The organism is Caminibacter pacificus, assembly GCF_003752135.1.
Taxonomy (GTDB): Bacteria; Campylobacterota; Campylobacteria; order Campylobacterales; family Nautiliaceae; genus Caminibacter; species Caminibacter pacificus.
Window position 1 is genome coordinate 320,407 of sequence record NZ_RJVK01000002.1, and the last position, 16,761, is coordinate 337,167.

The window sequence follows — 16,761 nt, forward strand, 5'->3', positions numbered from 1 at the left end:
TACACTCCTTAAATTTTGAAAAGATTTTCAAGTTTGCTTGTGTCGTTTGATTTTTCTTGCGGCTCTTTAAGCTCGATTTTGTATTTAGTAAGCATACTCGCAAGAGTGATATTCACTCCGTTTTTCCCGATAGCTTTCGCTTTTTCGTTAGGATCTACTTCAACATAAGCAATTCCGTTTTTTTCGTCTATTTTTACGTTTTTAACGATTGCAGGAGACAATGCTCTTGCTACGAAAATTTCAGGTTTGGACGAATATTCGATAACGTCTATATTTTCTCCGTGAAGTTCGTTTGAAATGGCGTTGATTCTAACTCCGTTTTTACCGATAATAGTCCCTATTGGCTCGATTTTAGGATTTAAAGAGCTTACGGCAACTTTACTTCTGACTCCCGGAATTCTCGCACTTCCGTGAATTTTAATAATCCCGTCTCTAACTTCGGGCACGGCGTTTTCTATAAGTTTTTCCAAAAATTTAGGAGCCGTACGGCTAAGTTCTATAGTGATACCTTTTTTATTGTCGAAATGTACATATTTCAACAATGCCTTTAATACGTCTCCGACTTCGAATTTCTCACCTTTAATTCTGTTTCTTCTCGGAAGTACCCCTTTTACGCCCTCAAGTTCAACCCAAGTATTTTCTTCGCTATCCACTTTTACAACTTCGCCGCTTACGATAGTATTAAGTTTAGAAATAAGCTTTCTATATATTTCGTTTTCAAGAAGTCTTGTAATTTCGCGCTCAAACTCTCTTTGAAGAGCCATAGCCCCGCTTCTTCCGAGCTTACTCAAATCAAGCTCGGCTCTTAATTTATCTCCGATTGACGCATTTTCGTCAAATTCTTTTGCTTCGTCCAAATAGAGATATTTCTCAGGCTCTTCAAGAGCTCTGTCGTCGTTTACAACAGTAAAGTTTTGATAAATTTTAAGCTCTCCGTTTTCGTCAAGCTCCACATCCACATCGATATCACCGAGTATTTTTTTGGCGGTTTTGATAATAGAGCGCTTAAACGCCTCTTTTACTTCTTCAAAATCAAGACCCTTTTCGTTAGCCACCATCGACAAAAGATTAAGTACCTTATCCACAATCAATTCCTTTATGCAAAGTTTGTTATAATTTTACACAATTTTTTGATAAAATAATAATAAAAAGGAAGTCTATGAAACTCAAACTTATCGGACCTGATAACGAAATTATCGAAAAGAACTATGAGGAATTCGTAAGTGAAATAAAACCGAACAGCTTTTTTTACTTTCATAAAGATACAAGCTACAAAGATTTAAAAGACCTAATCGACAAGCTTGAAAGCGACGGATATTCAGTATATTTCAGAGAAGTGAAATTCGGGCTTGACGAAGGTGCTTATATGTATGAGCTTCATATCATCTAAGGATTAAGATGAAAAAACTCTACATCGAAACCTTTGGGTGTCAGATGAATGTAAAAGACACCGAACACATTATCGGAGAGCTCTCCGATATCTACACTCCTACCCAAAACCCTAAAGAAGCCGATTTGATAATCATAAACACCTGCTCGGTCAGAGAAAAACCGGTTCAAAAACTATTCTCCGAACTCGGAGCTTTAAAAAAAGAAAATCCCAACGCAAAATTCGGTGTTTGCGGATGTACCGCAAGCCATATGGGTGAAGAGATTATAAAAAGAGCGCCTTATGTCAGCTTTGTTTTGGGAGCGAGAAACGTAAGCAGAATAAAAGAAGCGATAAATAAAGAAAAAGCGGTAATCACCGACATAGACTACGACGACACCACATACGTTTTTAAAAATACCCGCAAAAATCCTTATAAAGATTTCGTAAATATTATGGTCGGGTGCGATAAGAAATGTACTTTTTGTATTGTTCCCAAAACAAGAGGAAAAGAGCTTTCGATTCCTATGGATTTGATTTTAAAACAAGTAGAAGAGCTTGCAAACGACGGAGTAAAAGAGATAACGCTTTTAGGACAAAACGTAAATACTTACGGAAAAAGATTCAGCGTACCTCATCCGAAAGTCGATTTTACGGATTTGCTTAGAGAAGTGAGCAAAATAGACGGGATAGAGAGAATCAGATTCACCTCTCCTCATCCTTTGCACGCGGACGATAAATTTTTAGATGAATTCGCAAACAATCCTAAAATCTGCAAACACATCCATTTCCCTCTTCAAAGCGGAAGCAGCGAAATATTAAAAGCTATGAAAAGAGGATATACTAAAGAGTGGTTTTTAAATAGAGCCGAGATTATAAGACAAATTCCGGATGTTGCGATATCTACGGATATTATCGTAGGATTCCCGGGAGAGAGCGAAGAGGATTTTAAAGATACTTTGGAAGTAGTGGAAAAAGTGAGATTCGAGCAGATTTTTAGTTTTGTCTATTCACCAAGACCTCTAACAGAAGCCGCCGAGTTTCCGAATCAAGTACCAAAAGACATCGCAAAAAAAAGACTTTGGCAGCTTCAAGAGTTACACGCTCAAATCCTTGAAGAGATAAGTAAAGAACAAATAGGCAAAACCTACAAAGTGCTTGTCGAAGAGGTAGGAATGGGCAAGAGCGATAACTTTTTTACGGTAAAACTTGACAAAGACCCTAATTTACTTGGTAAAATAGTCGATGTAAAAATTGAAGAAGCGAACAAACATACTCTAAAAGGGAGAGTGATATAAAAAAAGTACTCTTTGGTATTCTAATAGCCTTTTTGTTAGCGGGAGCCTATTTCGTATTCAATCCCTCATATAGGCTCTCGCTTGAAGCGAGATATTATTTCGAAACGGGCAATTACGAAGAAGCCTATAAACTTGCAAGCGAAGCTTTTACGATAAATCCGTATAACCGAATGGCGTTTACGCTTAAAACCCAATCGAAGATAGCAAAAGAGTGGCAAAGCTTTATTAACGACGCCGATAATTATTTTCAAACAATAGAAAAAATAGCGAATAAACCGGTTGTCACCAAAAAAGACAAATTAAGAATCAAAATGATGCTTGAGATTTTACTTGACGAATACAAAACGTTAAAACCGTCACTTTTACTGCCTCCTAAGCTAAAAAAAGAGGCTAAAGAAAAATATTTAAAGGCAAAGAAGTTATATGAAGAGCTTTTTGAATAAAGAGATAAACAAATTTCTTAAATATGTTAAACAAACAAACTCAAAAGAGACATATAGAACATACGAAAGCGTATTAAAAGAAGCGCTTGAATTTATCGAAATTGAAAACGGAGCTATTGATATAACTCCTTATCGCCTGCATATTGCAAATCTAAGCAAAAAAACGATAGCAAAAAAAGTCTCGGCCCTAAGAAGTTTTTTCGATTTTTTGCAAAGAGAAGGTTTTAAATACAAAATTGTCGGTGACGAACACATAAAAGTCCCTAAAACTCTACCAAAACCCGTAAGCTTAGAACATATAAAAGAGGCTTTGAAAGTTGCCGATATGGATGAGTATTTGGCGATTATGGTCGTCTTTTCTTTAGGGCTTAGAATAAGCGAAGCAGCAAACATAAAACTCAGCGACATAAAAGGCGATTGGATAGAAATAAGAGGAAAAGGAAACAAAACGAGAATCGTCCCGATACACCCTAAACTCAAAGAATTCATCGACAAATACTTAAAAATAAACCCTAAAAAAGAGTATCTTTTCGAAAAAAACGGCAAAAAAATGAGCGATGCCAATCTCAGATATGTTATTCAAAAAGCTTTTAAAAAAATAGGAATACACGTAACACCTCACCAGCTAAGACACTCTTTTGCGACTTATATGCTCGATAAAGGCGCAAGAATCAACGACGTAAGCGAGCTTTTGGGACACGAGTTTATATCAACCACCCAAATTTACACGAAACTCAGTAACTCGCTTAAACTAAAAAATTACTTAAAAGCGCATCCGCTATGTGGTTAGAAAAATTTTTTAAAAAACAATTTATAGCCTTTTATAAAGAGGACGAATATAAAACGATACTTCAAGTTGTCAAAAACAAACAAATCTTATCAACGGAAGAGAAGAGTTTCGAGGATAAAAAAGAGTTTGTCAAATATATAAGAGAAAAAATAGACGACAACCCTCAAACATATATTTCAACCGTACTTCTTACAATCAATCAAGGAGTAATCCCGAGCTGTAGCAAGCAAGTATATTTGGATAAAGACATAGACCCAGATAACGTAAAAATTTTATGTCTTGGAAAGTATTCTTTTTACGTCTCTTTTTATGAGCTTAGAAATCTCGAAAACGAGTACAAATTCGACCTTGACTTCGTATATTCCGTTTTTGCAGTAATAGACGCTATGGCGGATGAGAGAAAAAACAGATTTTATTTATTGGTACTAAAAAACCATTTGGTAATTTTGGGATATGAAAATTTCATACCTATATATAGCGACATAATCGAACTAAATGAAGAAGAACCCGGTGACATTGACGAAGATATAGTAGAAGATATCGACCTTGAAGAGGAACTCATAAGCGATATCGATAGCGTCGAAGAGGAAGAAATCGACGATAGTGAAATCACGAACGAACAAACTTCCAAAGAAGCAGAAATCCTAAATCATTTAAAAAGTGCGATTAAAGAATACTATGATAATTACAGCAGCGATTTTATTGAAAAAATCATAATTTTAGATACAATCGGGATAGATATTACGCTAAATTCATTAATCGAAGACGAGCTTTTGATATCAAGCGAAATTAAACAGATAGATTTTCTAAATTCCATAAACAGGCTGTCAATTGAAAGCGTATAGTTTTACAAGACCCAATAAAAAACCTCTATTTAAAGAGGATACGAAACTTTGGCTGTTGTTAATAGTGATATCTCTATTTTTGTATGTGGCTTTTTCGGCTTTTTTAGCCATAAAAGCCTATTTTTTAAATAAAGACGCCCAAAACTTAAAAAAAGAGATTATCACCCTAAAAGCTGACATAACCAAACTCAATAAACAAAAAGATTTTATTTTCAAACAAAAAGCGCTTTACGAAGATATAAATATAAAAAATCAACTCACAAAACAGCAAATAAAAAACTTACTTGACTTAATCCCGGACCCTATTACTCTTGAGAGATTTTATATAGATAACGACAAACTGATAATCTACGGCATCACACCGACAAAAGACGCTTATAATTTATTAATGTTACCGCCGCTTGAATCGATTTTTGCAAAAACGGTTACGACTTTTTACGAATTGCCAAACGGCTGGTATAGGTTTAAAAGCGAAAACTATCTAAAGAGCGGAAATGAAAAAGATTAAAATACCAAAAATAAAAATCCCGAAAGTCTATATTTACGGCATTGACGTAATAAAAAACTTTGCGTTTTTTACGCTTTATATTATCATCACCCTATTAGCAATCGCCTTTTTAATAGCACCGGCGGTTAAAACATTTAAAAAAGACCAAAAAAAATATTACGCAATAAAATCTCAATACGACGCAACTTTAAATACTTATAACCAAACCCTAAAAGAGTTAAACGCTCTCAAAAAGAAAAATGCCAAAATCTTAAGCGCACTAAGAAGAGACTTCGATACTACGAACTTCAAAAATTTCGCTTCCAAATATATGGATATCAAGGAGATAAAAGAGATAAATCAAAGCGTTTATAAAGAGGACTTTATAAAAACAACCTATATTGCAAAAGCAAAAATCAAATCGCCTAAAAATTTTTACGATTTTATAGACGCTTTGAAAAATTACAAATACGTATTAAGAGTCTATTTTCCTATCAATTTCCAAAAAGACAAAGAGAATATCGACCTGACATTGAAAATCGAACACTTTAAACTAAAGAGCGGTAAATAGCATAGGCACTGCTAAAAGCCCACTGAAAATTATATCCTCCAAGCTCACCCGTTACATCAACCACCTCTCCCGCAAAATAGAGATTTTTTCTAAATTTGCTTTGCATATTCAAATCAAGCTCCTGCGTCAAAACACCGCCTTTTGTCACTTCCGCCCTTTCGAATCCGAAAGTCCCGGCAGGTGCGAATTCGTATGAATTTAAAAGTTTCAGTTTTTCTTTTTCTTCTTTTTTTAAAAATTTCACTCTCTTATCTTCCACACCGACCGCTTTTAAAAACTCTTTTATAAATCTTTTTGGCAAAGGCAATTGAGTGGATATCTGTTTGTTGGGATTTTTAAGATATGAAAAGACCTCTTTATTTAAAAAATCGATCGTTATTTTTCCTCTATCCCACCACAAAGAAGCGTTTAAAATAGCCGGCCCCGTAATGCCTCTATGAGAAAAAAGCACGTTTTGTCTAAAGATTTTTCGGCCGACTTTCACTTTTGCAAAAACGGATATCCCGCTTAAATTCTTAAACCAACTCTCACTCGGCTGTACGGTTAAGCCCACAAGTGCCGGCTTTAAAGGCGTGACGGAGTGAGAAAAGCTTTTTGCAATCTCATATCCTATTCCGCTTGCACCAAGCTTTTTAAAACTAAGCCCGCCGCTTGCCACCACAACGTTTTGAGCTTTAAATACTCCTTTATCGGTTACGACGCTCAAGTCCTCTTTTACTTCCAAAACTTCGGTATTTAAACGGATGTTTTTTACGTTTTTTTTGAAAAAATCAAGCAAAACGTCCGAATTTTTAAAAAAATATTGATTTTCTTTTAAAAGATTCACTTCGAGGTTATTTTTTTTAAGCCAAGAGAGAAGGTCTTTATTTGAAAAGTTTTTTAATATCTCTTTTACGAATTCTTGATTTCCATAATAATTTTTTTCGCTGACGAATTTGTTTGTGATATTACACTTCCCTCCGCCGCTTATTTTTATTTTTGCTCCTATTTGGGAATTATGCTCCAAAATAAGATAATCTTTTTTTAATAACGAAGCCAAAAAAAGCCCGCTTGCACCCGCACCGATTATTATTGTTTTCAATCAAAACCTTTTTGATAAAATTATACAAAAAGGCAAAACGTGAAAAAAAGAATCTACTACAACCACACCGATGCCGGAGGCATAGTGTATCACTCGAACTACATCACTTTTTGCGAACAAGCAAGAAGCGAAATTTTCTTCTCTCACGGCATATATTTTTCACAAACAAGCGGTTATGTAATAAAAGACTTAAAAGCCAAATTCATCAAATCGGCAAAACTCGGAGATATCATCGAAATAAAAACGAAAGTAAAAAAAATAAGAAAAACATCAATCGAGCTCTTGCAAGAAATCTATAAAGATGACGAACTGATTTTTCAGCTTGAAGTGACAGCCGTATATATTCAAGACGGAAAAATCTCAAAAATACCAAAAAAACATTTGGAGATATTAAATGAATACGTTTAATAAAGGAAGAGCGGCCGAATCCAAAGCCGCCGATTTTTTAGAAAGTAAAGGATTTAAAATTATCGAAAAAAACTTTTACTGCAAAGGTGGAGAAATAGATATTATCGCTTTTAAAAACGATACTTTTCATTTTGTGGAAGTAAAAAGCGGCAGGGATTTCGAACCCGTATATAACATTACACCGCAAAAAATAAAAAGAATTACAAAGTGTCTTTTTAGATACGTTCAAAAAAATAAAATAACTTCGGCTTATTGTATTTCAGCAGTGATTATAAAGGAAAATTCAATTGAAATTATTGAAAATTTAACGTTATAAATAAAAAGGAGAAAGGATGAAAAAGGGGGTAGTGAAATTATATGGGAGAAATATTAATTTTACATTAAATTTACAGTAATTTTACATTTTTTTTACATTAATTAAATTTTGCACTTGGAATATCTAAATAGAACCCTTGATAATAATCTATTCCTAATTTTACACATTCATTAAAAATATCTTCGTTTTTTACAAATTCTGCAACCGTCTCTTTTTGAGATTTTTTAGCAAATTCTACTATCGTCTCAACTATCATTTTAGTTTTTTCGTCTTCATCAAGATTTTTAATCAAACTACCGTCTATTTTCAAATAATCGACATCCAAACTCATAATCCTCGCAAAATTACTATATCCGCTTCCGAAATCATCAATCGCTACCTTAACGCCCATAGGTTTTACCATTTTGATAAAGTTTTGCATAATATCGTAATTTTCTATTTCCGATTCCAAAATTTCAAAAGTTACTCTTTTTGCAATATTTTCATCTAAAAAACCTCCTAAAATATATGAAAGAGTTTCATTGTGACTAATATCTTCAATTGATAAATTCAAACTCAAATTCAAATCTTTATGTCTTTGCATTATTTCTTTTACTTTTTTTAAAATTATTAAAGTGATTTGATTGTATTGTCTGTTTTCTCTTGCTATTTGAAGATAAGGAAAAATAGATTTTATCTCTCCGCTTGGAGTTTTTATTCTTGCTAAGACTTCGTATTTTACGATATTTTTATTTTTATCGTATATTCCTTGAAAATAAGGAATGATTTTATTATGTTCTAATGCATATTTCAGCTCATGTGTTTTTTTGATATTCTCTTTTATTTGACAGTTAAGTTCTTTTTCGAAAAATTTAACTTTCTCTTTCAAATCTTTTTTTACGTTTTTCAAAGCCATGTCGGCTTTTTCAAGCAAAGGGTCTTCTTTTGCTATTCCCGCACTTAAAGAAATCGTATAATTAATACCGTTTCCGAGTACATCAATACTATATTCTTCCATAGAATTTATAAATTTTTCGGCAAATTCTCTTAATTTTTTTTCATTATGACAATCACAAAGCACCCCGAAATCATCCGCTCCTAGTCTATACACTTTCGCGCTCGGATTTTCAAGTTTTACATAATCCAAAAGTTCATGTGCCACGAATTTCAATATCTCATCCCCGACATCCACTCCGTAAAAATCGTTAATATGCTTAAATCTATCGATATTAAAAAGCACTAATGCCGGTCTTTGCAGTTTTTTTACATCTTCATTGAATTTGAGCCGGTTATAAAGTTTTGTTAAAGTGTCATGATATAAAAGAAACGTAATTTGCCTGACTTTTATCTCCAATACATAAACGGAATAAACAAGATATGCAATTAAAACCAAAATAAAAATTCCTAAAATATAAGAGAGTATTTCAAAAATCTTTATATCTCTTCCCGTTACATAACTATAATTATTAAAAGCGTCTTTTAAAGCTTTGGTTGTGGGAATATTTAATATTTCATCCAAAAGTTTCTTATATTTTGGAAAATATTTAAAAAATACGTTTAAATTCAAAAGTAAGTTTCTATTAAACTCCTGTTCTTTTTGCGTTAATTTAATATTTGAAAGTTTATTTAAGGTAATATCCTTTAAATAACTCAAATCTATAGCCTGCCTGGCTAAAAAAATCGAAGATATTATTGAAACGGCATTTTTCAAATACTCTTTGTTATTAATATTATTCGGCAATCTGGTAAGAATATTCGATAAAAATATTATCGAATTTTTAAGAGGAAGATTATATCTTTGAAACTCAAAAATAAGCTGCACTTTTTTATCGAAGAGTTCTTCGTATCTTAATAAATCTTCATAAGCTTTAGGAAAATGCCATTTAAAAAAAGGAAAGTTTTTAAAAAACTTAATCTCTTTTTGAATAGTATGAATATCCTGGGAAATTTTATCGTTATTGTAATACATATAAATACTTGATTGAAGCAGATGATAATTAAGCTTATACTCCTCTTTTTGCAACAAATTAAGATGATAAAAAATATTTTTATTCATAACGAAATATCTTTTCAATAAAATATTAGATACAAAAATTACGCTTATAGCGACAAGTCCCGAAAGCATTAAAATTAATACTTTTTTTGAAACTTTATCGAAAATCATTGCATATTCTTTATAATAGCGGGAGTTTCACCCGTTAATGTTTTCAAAAACGCTTCGATATCTTTTATATCCTCGGCCGGTATTTTAACTCCTAAATTCAACACTCCCATTTTTGCAATAGCTTCTTTTAAATTTTTTACACTTCCGTCATGAAAATACGGAGCCGTTAAAGCTATATTTCTTAAAGTGGGGACTTTATAAACATATTTATCATAAGGTATATGAGTAACCTCAAACCTATCTCTACCTCTTGGAATCTTAACATCAACCGTTAAAACTCCCAATTTTTGGAAGCTATTACCGCCTAAATTTCTTCCGTTGTGACAAGTTATACATCCGTAAGATTTAAAAAGAAAATATCCTCTTTTTTCTTGTTCGGTTATAGCGTTTTTATTGCCCCTTAGATATTTATCGAATCTACAATTAGGAGTAATAAGTGCTTTTTCAAATTCGGCAATAGCATCAAAAACCATATCGTAAGTTATATATTCTTTTTTATAAACCAATGAAAAAAGCTTTTTATATTTATTATTTTTATTTAATTTTTCTTCAAGTTTTTTAGGCGTCATTCCCATTTCATCAGGGTCTTCATTTGCCATTTTCGCTTGTTCGAAAAGATTTTTAGCTCGTCCGTTCCAAAACTGCCAGCAGTTAAAAACGGCATTATAAACGGTCGGAGAATTCATAGGCTCATCAACTCTTCCGAAAACTCCGATTGAAAATCTCTTATTATCCGCTCCTCCGTATTTAGGAGAGTGACAACTGGCACAGCTTACTTTATTATCAGCCGATAATATCGGATCGAAAAAAAGCATTTTTCCAAGCAAAGCCTTATCTTCGTTATATTTTACTTTTAAAGGTATAGGACTTATAGGCTCGGCATATAACAAAACAAAACTAAAAAAAACTATTAATCTCTTAAACATTCACATCCTCCAAGCCTCTTTAACTTCACATCAAAATCGGCACTTGGAAAATTAAGTTTAGAAAGCGAGGCTATCGTGCCTTTTCTTATGTTTTCATACGGATGAGTATATAAATTAAACCCGAGTTTATACAACGCGCACCTAACGGGCGTAGCCACAGAATATGTCGTAATCACTCCCTCTTTATTCAAAAGTTTTTTTATATCACTAAAATACTCGTACGTCCAAAGAGATTTATTAACTTTAGGCGAAAAAGCGTCTTGATAAACGATATCTATATTTTTAAGTTTTTTAATATATTCTCTTGCGTCTCCGATAAAAATTTCTATTTTCACTCTCTCATCTTCATAATAATATTTTTCACTTATCGATTTAATAATATGCTTTATCGATTGAAACTCTTTAGGATAATCAAACTCTTTTAACGATTTTATTAAATTTTCATCCATTTCGGGAGAAAAAACGTTAATTTTTTTATCTTTTTGTGTAAGAACGGTAAGAAACGTATTAAACCCGAGCCCGAAACAGATATCCAATATATTGACTTCATCTTTTTTTACGACTTCAAATGCCGGATATATATGTTTATACAAACTCTCGACCACCGCACCCTCACTTGAGTGATAACACTCGTTAAAATGAGGATTTTTTAGGGTCAGAGAGCCGTCTTTCGTTTTTATTTTCGGATAATCAATCATTATTGACCACCTCGCTTAATGCATTAAAAAGCGTTTGTACTTCGCTATCTGCTTTTCTTAAATGTTTTGTAATATTATAACTAATCACCCAAAGCATTTTCGAAGCGATTGTAGGGTGTTTTTCTAACAATTCCACGAAAGAATCGTGAGTAATTTCCAAAATCTCGGTGTCTTCTTTTGTTTTTATAGTCGAAATCACAAGTCCTCTATCAATCAAATTCACTTCCGAAAAAAACTCATCCGCCGGAGCTTTTATAATCTTTACTTCGTAACTTTCATTATAGTTGTTCGTTTTTATTACCCCGACACTTCCGCTAACCAAAATAAAAGCTTTCGAAGAATACTCACCCTCTTTTACGATATATTCGTCTTTTTTGTAAGTTTTGTATTCGAAAAACTCTTTGGCTTTAAAATACTCTTCATCACTCAAAGTTTGAAAAATAGGATGTTCTCTCATAAAAACTCCTCTATCATCAGCTGAATTTCCCGCCCGAAATAGTTATTTTCACCGATTGTAAATTTAAACCTCACAACCTCGTCAAACTCTCCGTCATATCTGAAAATAATACCCGGTAATATATAATCGTCTTGAGACAAAATAAGCTTATAGTGATTATCTTTTAAGTTTTGGATATGCATAATCTTCGCACTCGCTATAAATTTAGGCTTAGGATTTCCCTCACCATACGGCTCGAAGCTTTTTAAAATATCCAAAAGTTCAAAATCAATCTCTCTAAAAGGAAGCTCACCCAAAACGAAATCTTCGATAAAAAAATCATCGTCATCATAAATTTCGATTATCGTATTTAATTTTTCTTTTAGTTTGTAGAAATTTTCCTTTTTTATACTAAGACCGCAAGCGAGCTTATGACCTCCAAATCCCAAAATATCATCACTACAATCGCTAACAAGCTTAAAAATATCGATATTTCCAAGACTTCTTCCGCTACCTTTTAAATGCTCTCCGTTATCACAAAAAACGATAGCGGGCTTTTTGTATTTATGCACAAGCCTGCTTGCGATTATTCCTACGACTCCTTCGTGATAATCTCCGCTAACGACTATGAATTTATCGTTTTCTTCTACTTCGATTGATTCAAGTATCTCTTTTTCGGTCTCTTTTCTTTGATTATTGAGCGAATCAAGCTCCAAAAAGAGCCTGAAAGCTTCCTCTTCGTCTTTTGAAATCAAAAACTTATACGCCAAATTCGCACTATCCATTCTACCTGCCGCATTTAATCTCGGAGCGATTTGAAAAGCGATATCTTCTGCGTTAAATTCTCTATTAAAAAATCTCTTTAACGCTTTGCTAAAAGGTTTTTGGGCTTTGTTTAATCTCTTTAGTCCCATACTAACCAAAAGCCTATTCATATGATTAAGAGGCATAACATCCGCAATAATCGCAATAGCCAAAATATCGACAAACTCTCTTAAGTCTATTTTCAGTTTCATTTCATGTTTCAGTGCCGCACATAAATACCAGGCCACCTCGGCACCGCATATCTCTTTAAAAGGAAAATCGGGAGAGGTTTTAGGATTTACGATAGCTAAGGCATCGGGAAGTTTATAGTTTTTTTCATTTGCCACCATACATTGTCCATTATCCATTTTCAATTGTCCATTGTCCATTATTAAAGGCGTATGGTGGTCCGTGATAATCAAATCGATACCTCTTTTTTTACACTCCTCTGCCGCTTCAAAAGAGCTTATTCCGTTATCAACGGTAATAATCAAATCGGCTTGTATCTCTTCTAAAATATTTAAGCTCAGCCCGTATCCGTGGATAAATCTATTAGGAATAACTATTTCGATAGGATATCCTATTTTTTCAAAAAATAGCTTCACTATAGCGCTACTGCTAACCCCATCAACGTCATAATCACCTACAACAACGATTTTTTCTTGATTTTTTATAGCTTGAGATATTCTTTTTGCGGCTTTTTCAATATCGCTAAGAAGTAAAAAATGAGGAATCGAAAGAGAATCTATCTCTTCTATTCTACTCGATAAAATCTCTTTAATTTTTTGTTTTGTCAGCATTAACAGCTTTTTTGACACTTATAAGCATTTTCAACAAACGACATAATCACTTTATTAGGGCTTTTTAGTTTATTAGTAAATTCAGGGTGGAATTGAACCGCAACAAACCAAGGATGTTCTTTAAGTTCAACCGCTTCTATAAGACCCTCTTTACTTTTTCCGCTGATAATCATTCCGTGTTTTTCCAAATCTTTTTCGTAATTTGAATTCACTTCGTATCTGTGGCGATGTCTTTCTATCACTTTGTCAGTTTTATACGCTTCGTGAAGTTTCGTACCCGGCTTAATCAAACACTCATATCCTCCAAGCCTCATTGTCCCGCCAAGAGGAGATTTGTGCGTACGAATCTGTTTTTGTCCGCTTGCATCGATAAACTCGTCTATCAAATAAACAACCGGCTCGCTCGTATCAGGGTCGAATTCTTGAGAGTTCGCATATTTTAATCCCAATACGTTTCTTGCAAATTCAATCACCGCAAGCTGCATTCCAAGACAGATTCCAAGATACGGGATTTTATTTTCTCTTGCATATTTAATAGCTCTAAGCTTACCTTCCACACCTCTTTCGCCAAATCCTCCGGCTACCAAAATTCCGCTTACTTCTTCGAATTTTTTAGAAACTTCCTCTTCGCTTAATTTTTCAAGCTCTTCGCTATCCACCCACTCGATATTAACTTTCATATCAAGATGAGCGCCGCTGTGAATCAACGCTTCGATAAGGGATTTATAAGATTCTTTAAGTTGAAGATATTTTCCTACGAATGCGATTTTTACCTCTTTTTGAGGAGAGATAATTTTTTTAACCAAATAATTCCACTCGCTCATATCAGGATGAAGTTCACCCAAATCAAGCTGTCTTGATATTGGTTCTAAAATATTTTGATTTAAGAAATTCAAAGGCACCTGATAAACTGTAGGAGCGTCCACGGCTTCGATTACCGCGTCTCTTTCGATATCGCAACTATCCGCAAGTTTTTCTTTTAGAGCTTTTGGCAGAGGTTTTTCGGTTCTGCAAACGAGCATATGAGGAGTGATACCTATTCTTCTAAGCTCTTGAACGCTGTGTTGGGTAGGTTTCGTTTTTAGCTCGCCAGCCGCTTTTATATAAGGAATTAATGTCACGTGAACGAACATTGCGTTTCTTCTGCCGACTTCTTGTTTTAGCTGTCTTACAGCCTCTAAAAACGGAAGCCCTTCGATATCTCCGACAGTACCTCCGAGTTCCACTACTACGATATCTACTTCTTCTCCGACTTCTTTGATTCTTCTTTTAATCTCATCGGTGATATGAGGGATAATTTGTACCGTTTTTCCTAAATAATCACCTCTTCTTTCTTTTTCAATAACGCTTAAATAGACTTGTCCTGTAGTGAAATTGTTTTTTTTGCTTAAGTTTTTATTCAAAAATCTCTCGTAATTTCCTATATCAAGGTCAGTCTCGGCCCCGTCTTCGGTAACGAAAACTTCTCCGTGCTCAAATGGAGACATAGTCCCCGGGTCAACGTTAATATACGGGTCGATTTTTACCATGGAAACCTTAAAACCGCTATGTTGCAAAAGAGTTGCGATAGACGCGGACGTAATACCTTTTCCAAGGGAGCTTAAGACTCCTCCGGTTACAAAAATATATTTAGTCATAAAAGCCCTTTTTAAATGAAATTATATCATTTTAAAAGGCGAATTTCCTCATCGAAATAACTCGGCAGCGAATCGTAAGGATTTGAATCATTATCATCGGTAATATAAAAATAACTACAAGGCCTATTAACAAGCTCCCTCATTACGCTTTCGTTGGCATCATAAACGATAATCGCACTTTGTGACGAATACTCTTCACACACATCACTCGGAGTATCTTTTGCCAAACCTTCATAAGTTACGATAGTATCGGCAATAGAAAAATAAACCGCATTCGTTGAAGTTCCGGGATTAAGTACGATTTTATAATCCCCTTTTGATTTTATATAATCCGCAAGTTCTTGATAATAAGAAAATCTATCAATTGTATTTGAGGCTTCATCTACAAAAAAACCTTTGATTTTCGGATAAAGTTCAAGCCACTTATCCACATCCGCTTCGACATCGCTTAAATTTCTATCTCCCCATTTGGTATAAATGTACCCGATAGGAGTTTTTCCGTAATACAAAAGATTATCGATATCGTTTACATACGCACTATCGACGTTATCTCCAGGTCCGTTTGCGGGATTTATAATTACATATCCTTTGATATCGGCTTTTGCCACTTCATCCCATAAATTGTAATCATAAAAATATTGAGGAACTATAATTTTTTTGGAGTTATCGGTAGTTACGCTAAGATTGCACCCTAAAAAAAGAAAAGCAGTCAAAATAAAAAAATATCTCATCCTTCCCCTTTTTTAACAATAATAGCAAAAAAAGGGAAAGATTAAAATAGTTTTTTAGCTATATCCCCAAGTCCTCCTAATTGCGAAAGAATATCATCTCCATCCGGAGTCATTTTATCAACGACATCAGGAACGACATCTTTTAAAGCATCCGCCGCTTTGTGCTCGTCTACTCCTACGTGAGAAGCAAATTCTTTTAGTTTGTCTTCTCCGAAAAGCTGTTTGATTCCATTCGCATCGATAGATTTATTGCTTCCGCTTCCAACCCAAGAAGAGATAACAGAGCCCAAATCTCCGCCTGAAAAAGAAGATACCAATTTTTGAATATCAAATCCGTTTGAAAATAGAGCGCTGACACCTGCTTTTATCTTATCAGCGTCAACTCCGAGTTTGCTTTGCAAAGCCCCTACTACCATATTGATAATTTGTTCGTTCATTTTTCATCCTTTTTTATTTTTATGACAATTATCCGATATGAAATCAATACGAAAATGACAAACACCCAAATTGAATAAAAAAAATTTTTTTGTTATAATACTCCTCCAAAAATTTCAAGAAAGGTGGTGAGAGCAGTGCCAGGAATCGTAGTACATCCAGGAGAAGATTTCGAATCTGCTTACAGAAAGTTCAAAAGACAAGTTGACAGAAACTTAATCGTAGTTGAAGTTAGAAAAAGAAGATTTTACGAGCCGCCAAGCGAAAGACGTAAAAAAGAAAAAATCGCTACTCGTAAGAAAATCCTTAGAAAACTTTGGATGCTTAGAAGATACGAAAGCAGATTATAATCTGCTTCTCTTCTTTGTTTTTTTATTCCAATATATATCTCGGACACTAAAAACACTCAAAAACTACACGTGCTTTTATTCACTCTAATTTACTAATATTTAATTTTGAGTTACGCTTTTGCTATTTCACTACTTTTATATATCTCTTCTACCGATTTCACCCGCTCTTTTCCATATCTTGCCCGTCTCAACC

At 33.9% G+C, this 16,761-nt stretch carries 20 protein-coding genes; 10 read left to right on the forward strand and 10 right to left on the reverse strand.

What is annotated here, in order from left to right:
- Window positions 1-8: 8 nt before the first annotated feature.
- The gene (nusA, locus tag EDC58_RS05425) at window positions 9-1,085 is read right to left on the reverse strand and encodes a transcription termination factor NusA (protein ID WP_123352495.1); all 1,077 of its coding nucleotides are present in this window, start codon (window positions 1,083-1,085) and stop codon (window positions 9-11) included.
- 74 nt (window positions 1,086-1,159) lie between these two features.
- Here nusA and EDC58_RS05430 point away from each other — a divergent pair, with 74 nt between their 5' ends.
- From EDC58_RS05430 to EDC58_RS05460, 7 genes are read left to right on the forward strand one after another with little or no spacing between them, the layout of a single operon-like run.
- Window positions 1,160-1,390: an HP0268 family nuclease gene (locus EDC58_RS05430; protein ID WP_123352496.1), complete on the forward strand. Its 231-nt coding sequence runs from the start codon at window positions 1,160-1,162 to the stop codon at window positions 1,388-1,390.
- Between the two features lie 2 nt (window positions 1,391-1,392).
- On the forward strand, window positions 1,393-2,667 hold the full coding sequence (gene miaB / locus EDC58_RS05435; RefSeq protein ID WP_420836389.1) for a tRNA (N6-isopentenyl adenosine(37)-C2)-methylthiotransferase MiaB: 1,275 nt from the start codon (window positions 1,393-1,395) through the stop codon (window positions 2,665-2,667).
- A 32-nt stretch (window positions 2,668-2,699) separates the two neighbouring features.
- A complete protein-coding gene (locus EDC58_RS05440) occupies window positions 2,700-3,110 on the forward strand; it encodes a hypothetical protein (RefSeq protein WP_123352498.1) in 411 nt (136 codons plus the stop codon).
- Complete coding sequence (locus EDC58_RS05445) at window positions 3,091-3,900, forward strand: tyrosine-type recombinase/integrase (protein ID WP_123352499.1); 810 nt, start codon at window positions 3,091-3,093, stop codon at window positions 3,898-3,900. The genes EDC58_RS05440 and EDC58_RS05445 overlap by 20 nt, the downstream gene beginning before the upstream one ends.
- The gene (locus EDC58_RS05450) at window positions 3,891-4,745 is read left to right on the forward strand and encodes a hypothetical protein (protein ID WP_123352500.1); all 855 of its coding nucleotides are present in this window, start codon (window positions 3,891-3,893) and stop codon (window positions 4,743-4,745) included. The genes EDC58_RS05445 and EDC58_RS05450 overlap by 10 nt, the downstream gene beginning before the upstream one ends.
- Window positions 4,732-5,253: a hypothetical protein gene (locus EDC58_RS05455; protein ID WP_123352501.1), complete on the forward strand. Its 522-nt coding sequence runs from the start codon at window positions 4,732-4,734 to the stop codon at window positions 5,251-5,253. Before EDC58_RS05450 ends, EDC58_RS05455 begins: the two co-directional genes overlap by 14 nt.
- Window positions 5,240-5,803 carry a hypothetical protein gene (locus EDC58_RS05460; protein WP_123352502.1) on the forward strand — a complete coding sequence of 188 codons (564 nt, stop codon included), beginning with the start codon at window positions 5,240-5,242 and terminating at the stop codon, window positions 5,801-5,803. The genes EDC58_RS05455 and EDC58_RS05460 overlap by 14 nt, the downstream gene beginning before the upstream one ends.
- Here EDC58_RS05460 and EDC58_RS05465 read toward each other — a convergent pair.
- Complete coding sequence (locus EDC58_RS05465; RefSeq protein WP_123352503.1) at window positions 5,781-6,884, reverse strand: BaiN/RdsA family NAD(P)/FAD-dependent oxidoreductase; 1,104 nt, start codon at window positions 6,882-6,884, stop codon at window positions 5,781-5,783. The two genes, EDC58_RS05460 and EDC58_RS05465, sit on opposite strands and share 23 nt — an antisense overlap.
- A gap of 39 nt (window positions 6,885-6,923) precedes the next feature.
- Between EDC58_RS05465 and EDC58_RS05470 the strand changes: the two genes are divergently transcribed.
- Both EDC58_RS05470 and EDC58_RS05475 read left to right on the forward strand, forming a co-directional pair.
- Window positions 6,924-7,292 carry an acyl-CoA thioesterase gene (locus tag EDC58_RS05470; RefSeq protein WP_123352504.1) on the forward strand — a complete coding sequence of 123 codons (369 nt, stop codon included), beginning with the start codon at window positions 6,924-6,926 and terminating at the stop codon, window positions 7,290-7,292.
- Window positions 7,279-7,608 (forward strand): YraN family protein, encoded by a 330-nt coding sequence (locus tag EDC58_RS05475; RefSeq protein WP_123352505.1) that lies wholly within the window; start codon window positions 7,279-7,281, stop codon window positions 7,606-7,608. Before EDC58_RS05470 ends, EDC58_RS05475 begins: the two co-directional genes overlap by 14 nt.
- Before the next feature lie 97 nt (window positions 7,609-7,705).
- Here the strand turns inward: EDC58_RS05475 and EDC58_RS05480 are convergent, their stop codons facing one another.
- Genes EDC58_RS05480 through EDC58_RS05515 form a run of 8 tightly spaced genes read right to left on the reverse strand, consistent with a single transcriptional unit; the run spans window position 7,706 to window position 16,220 of the window.
- Window positions 7,706-9,751 carry an EAL domain-containing protein gene (locus EDC58_RS05480; protein ID WP_123352506.1) on the reverse strand — a complete coding sequence of 682 codons (2,046 nt, stop codon included), beginning with the start codon at window positions 9,749-9,751 and terminating at the stop codon, window positions 7,706-7,708.
- Entirely contained in the window at window positions 9,748-10,677 is a 930-nt protein-coding gene (locus EDC58_RS05485) for a cytochrome-c peroxidase (RefSeq protein ID WP_123352507.1), read from the reverse strand. The genes EDC58_RS05480 and EDC58_RS05485 overlap by 4 nt, the downstream gene beginning before the upstream one ends.
- Window positions 10,662-11,375, reverse strand: a complete 714-nt coding sequence (locus EDC58_RS05490) for a tRNA (5-methylaminomethyl-2-thiouridine)(34)-methyltransferase MnmD (protein WP_123352508.1) — start codon at window positions 11,373-11,375, stop codon at window positions 10,662-10,664. Before EDC58_RS05490 ends, EDC58_RS05485 begins: the two co-directional genes overlap by 16 nt.
- On the reverse strand, window positions 11,368-11,832 hold the full coding sequence (locus EDC58_RS05495; RefSeq protein ID WP_123352509.1) for a Crp/Fnr family transcriptional regulator: 465 nt from the start codon (window positions 11,830-11,832) through the stop codon (window positions 11,368-11,370). Before EDC58_RS05495 ends, EDC58_RS05490 begins: the two co-directional genes overlap by 8 nt.
- Entirely contained in the window at window positions 11,829-13,415 is a 1,587-nt protein-coding gene (locus EDC58_RS05500; RefSeq protein WP_123352510.1) for a single-stranded-DNA-specific exonuclease RecJ, read from the reverse strand. The genes EDC58_RS05495 and EDC58_RS05500 overlap by 4 nt, the downstream gene beginning before the upstream one ends.
- Entirely contained in the window at window positions 13,415-15,052 is a 1,638-nt protein-coding gene (locus EDC58_RS05505) for a CTP synthase (RefSeq protein ID WP_123352511.1), read from the reverse strand. Before EDC58_RS05505 ends, EDC58_RS05500 begins: the two co-directional genes overlap by 1 nt.
- Window positions 15,053-15,078: 26 nt before the next feature.
- On the reverse strand, window positions 15,079-15,783 hold the full coding sequence (locus EDC58_RS05510; protein ID WP_123352512.1) for a spherulation-specific family 4 protein: 705 nt from the start codon (window positions 15,781-15,783) through the stop codon (window positions 15,079-15,081).
- A gap of 41 nt (window positions 15,784-15,824) precedes the next feature.
- Window positions 15,825-16,220, reverse strand: coding sequence for a YidB family protein (locus tag EDC58_RS05515; protein WP_123352513.1), 396 nt, complete (start codon window positions 16,218-16,220; stop codon window positions 15,825-15,827).
- Between the two features lie 135 nt (window positions 16,221-16,355).
- On the opposite strand from EDC58_RS05515, the gene rpsU reads away from it, so the two are divergent.
- On the forward strand, window positions 16,356-16,568 hold the full coding sequence (gene rpsU / locus EDC58_RS05520; protein WP_096258123.1) for a 30S ribosomal protein S21: 213 nt from the start codon (window positions 16,356-16,358) through the stop codon (window positions 16,566-16,568).
- The last annotated feature ends 193 nt before the right edge of the window (window positions 16,569-16,761 follow it).

Coding starts and splice junctions, on each gene's coding strand:
- EDC58_RS05515 (WP_123352513.1), bottom strand. CDS start 16,220: ATGAACGAACAAATTATCAATATGGTAGTAGGGGCTTTGCAAAGCAAA.
- EDC58_RS05490 (WP_123352508.1), bottom strand. CDS start 11,375: ATGATTGATTATCCGAAAATAAAAACGAAAGACGGCTCTCTGACCCTA.
- EDC58_RS05505 (WP_123352511.1), bottom strand. CDS start 15,052: ATGACTAAATATATTTTTGTAACCGGAGGAGTCTTAAGCTCCCTTGGA.
- EDC58_RS05445 (WP_123352499.1), top strand. CDS start 3,091: ATGAAGAGCTTTTTGAATAAAGAGATAAACAAATTTCTTAAATATGTT.
- EDC58_RS05495 (WP_123352509.1), bottom strand. CDS start 11,832: ATGAGAGAACATCCTATTTTTCAAACTTTGAGTGATGAAGAGTATTTT.
- EDC58_RS05460 (WP_123352502.1), top strand. CDS start 5,240: ATGAAAAAGATTAAAATACCAAAAATAAAAATCCCGAAAGTCTATATT.
- EDC58_RS05510 (WP_123352512.1), bottom strand. CDS start 15,783: ATGAGATATTTTTTTATTTTGACTGCTTTTCTTTTTTTAGGGTGCAAT.
- EDC58_RS05500 (WP_123352510.1), bottom strand. CDS start 13,415: ATGCTGACAAAACAAAAAATTAAAGAGATTTTATCGAGTAGAATAGAA.
- EDC58_RS05450 (WP_123352500.1), top strand. CDS start 3,891: ATGTGGTTAGAAAAATTTTTTAAAAAACAATTTATAGCCTTTTATAAA.
- EDC58_RS05485 (WP_123352507.1), bottom strand. CDS start 10,677: ATGTTTAAGAGATTAATAGTTTTTTTTAGTTTTGTTTTGTTATATGCC.
- EDC58_RS05480 (WP_123352506.1), bottom strand. CDS start 9,751: ATGATTTTCGATAAAGTTTCAAAAAAAGTATTAATTTTAATGCTTTCG.
- EDC58_RS05430 (WP_123352496.1), top strand. CDS start 1,160: ATGAAACTCAAACTTATCGGACCTGATAACGAAATTATCGAAAAGAAC.
- EDC58_RS05475 (WP_123352505.1), top strand. CDS start 7,279: ATGAATACGTTTAATAAAGGAAGAGCGGCCGAATCCAAAGCCGCCGAT.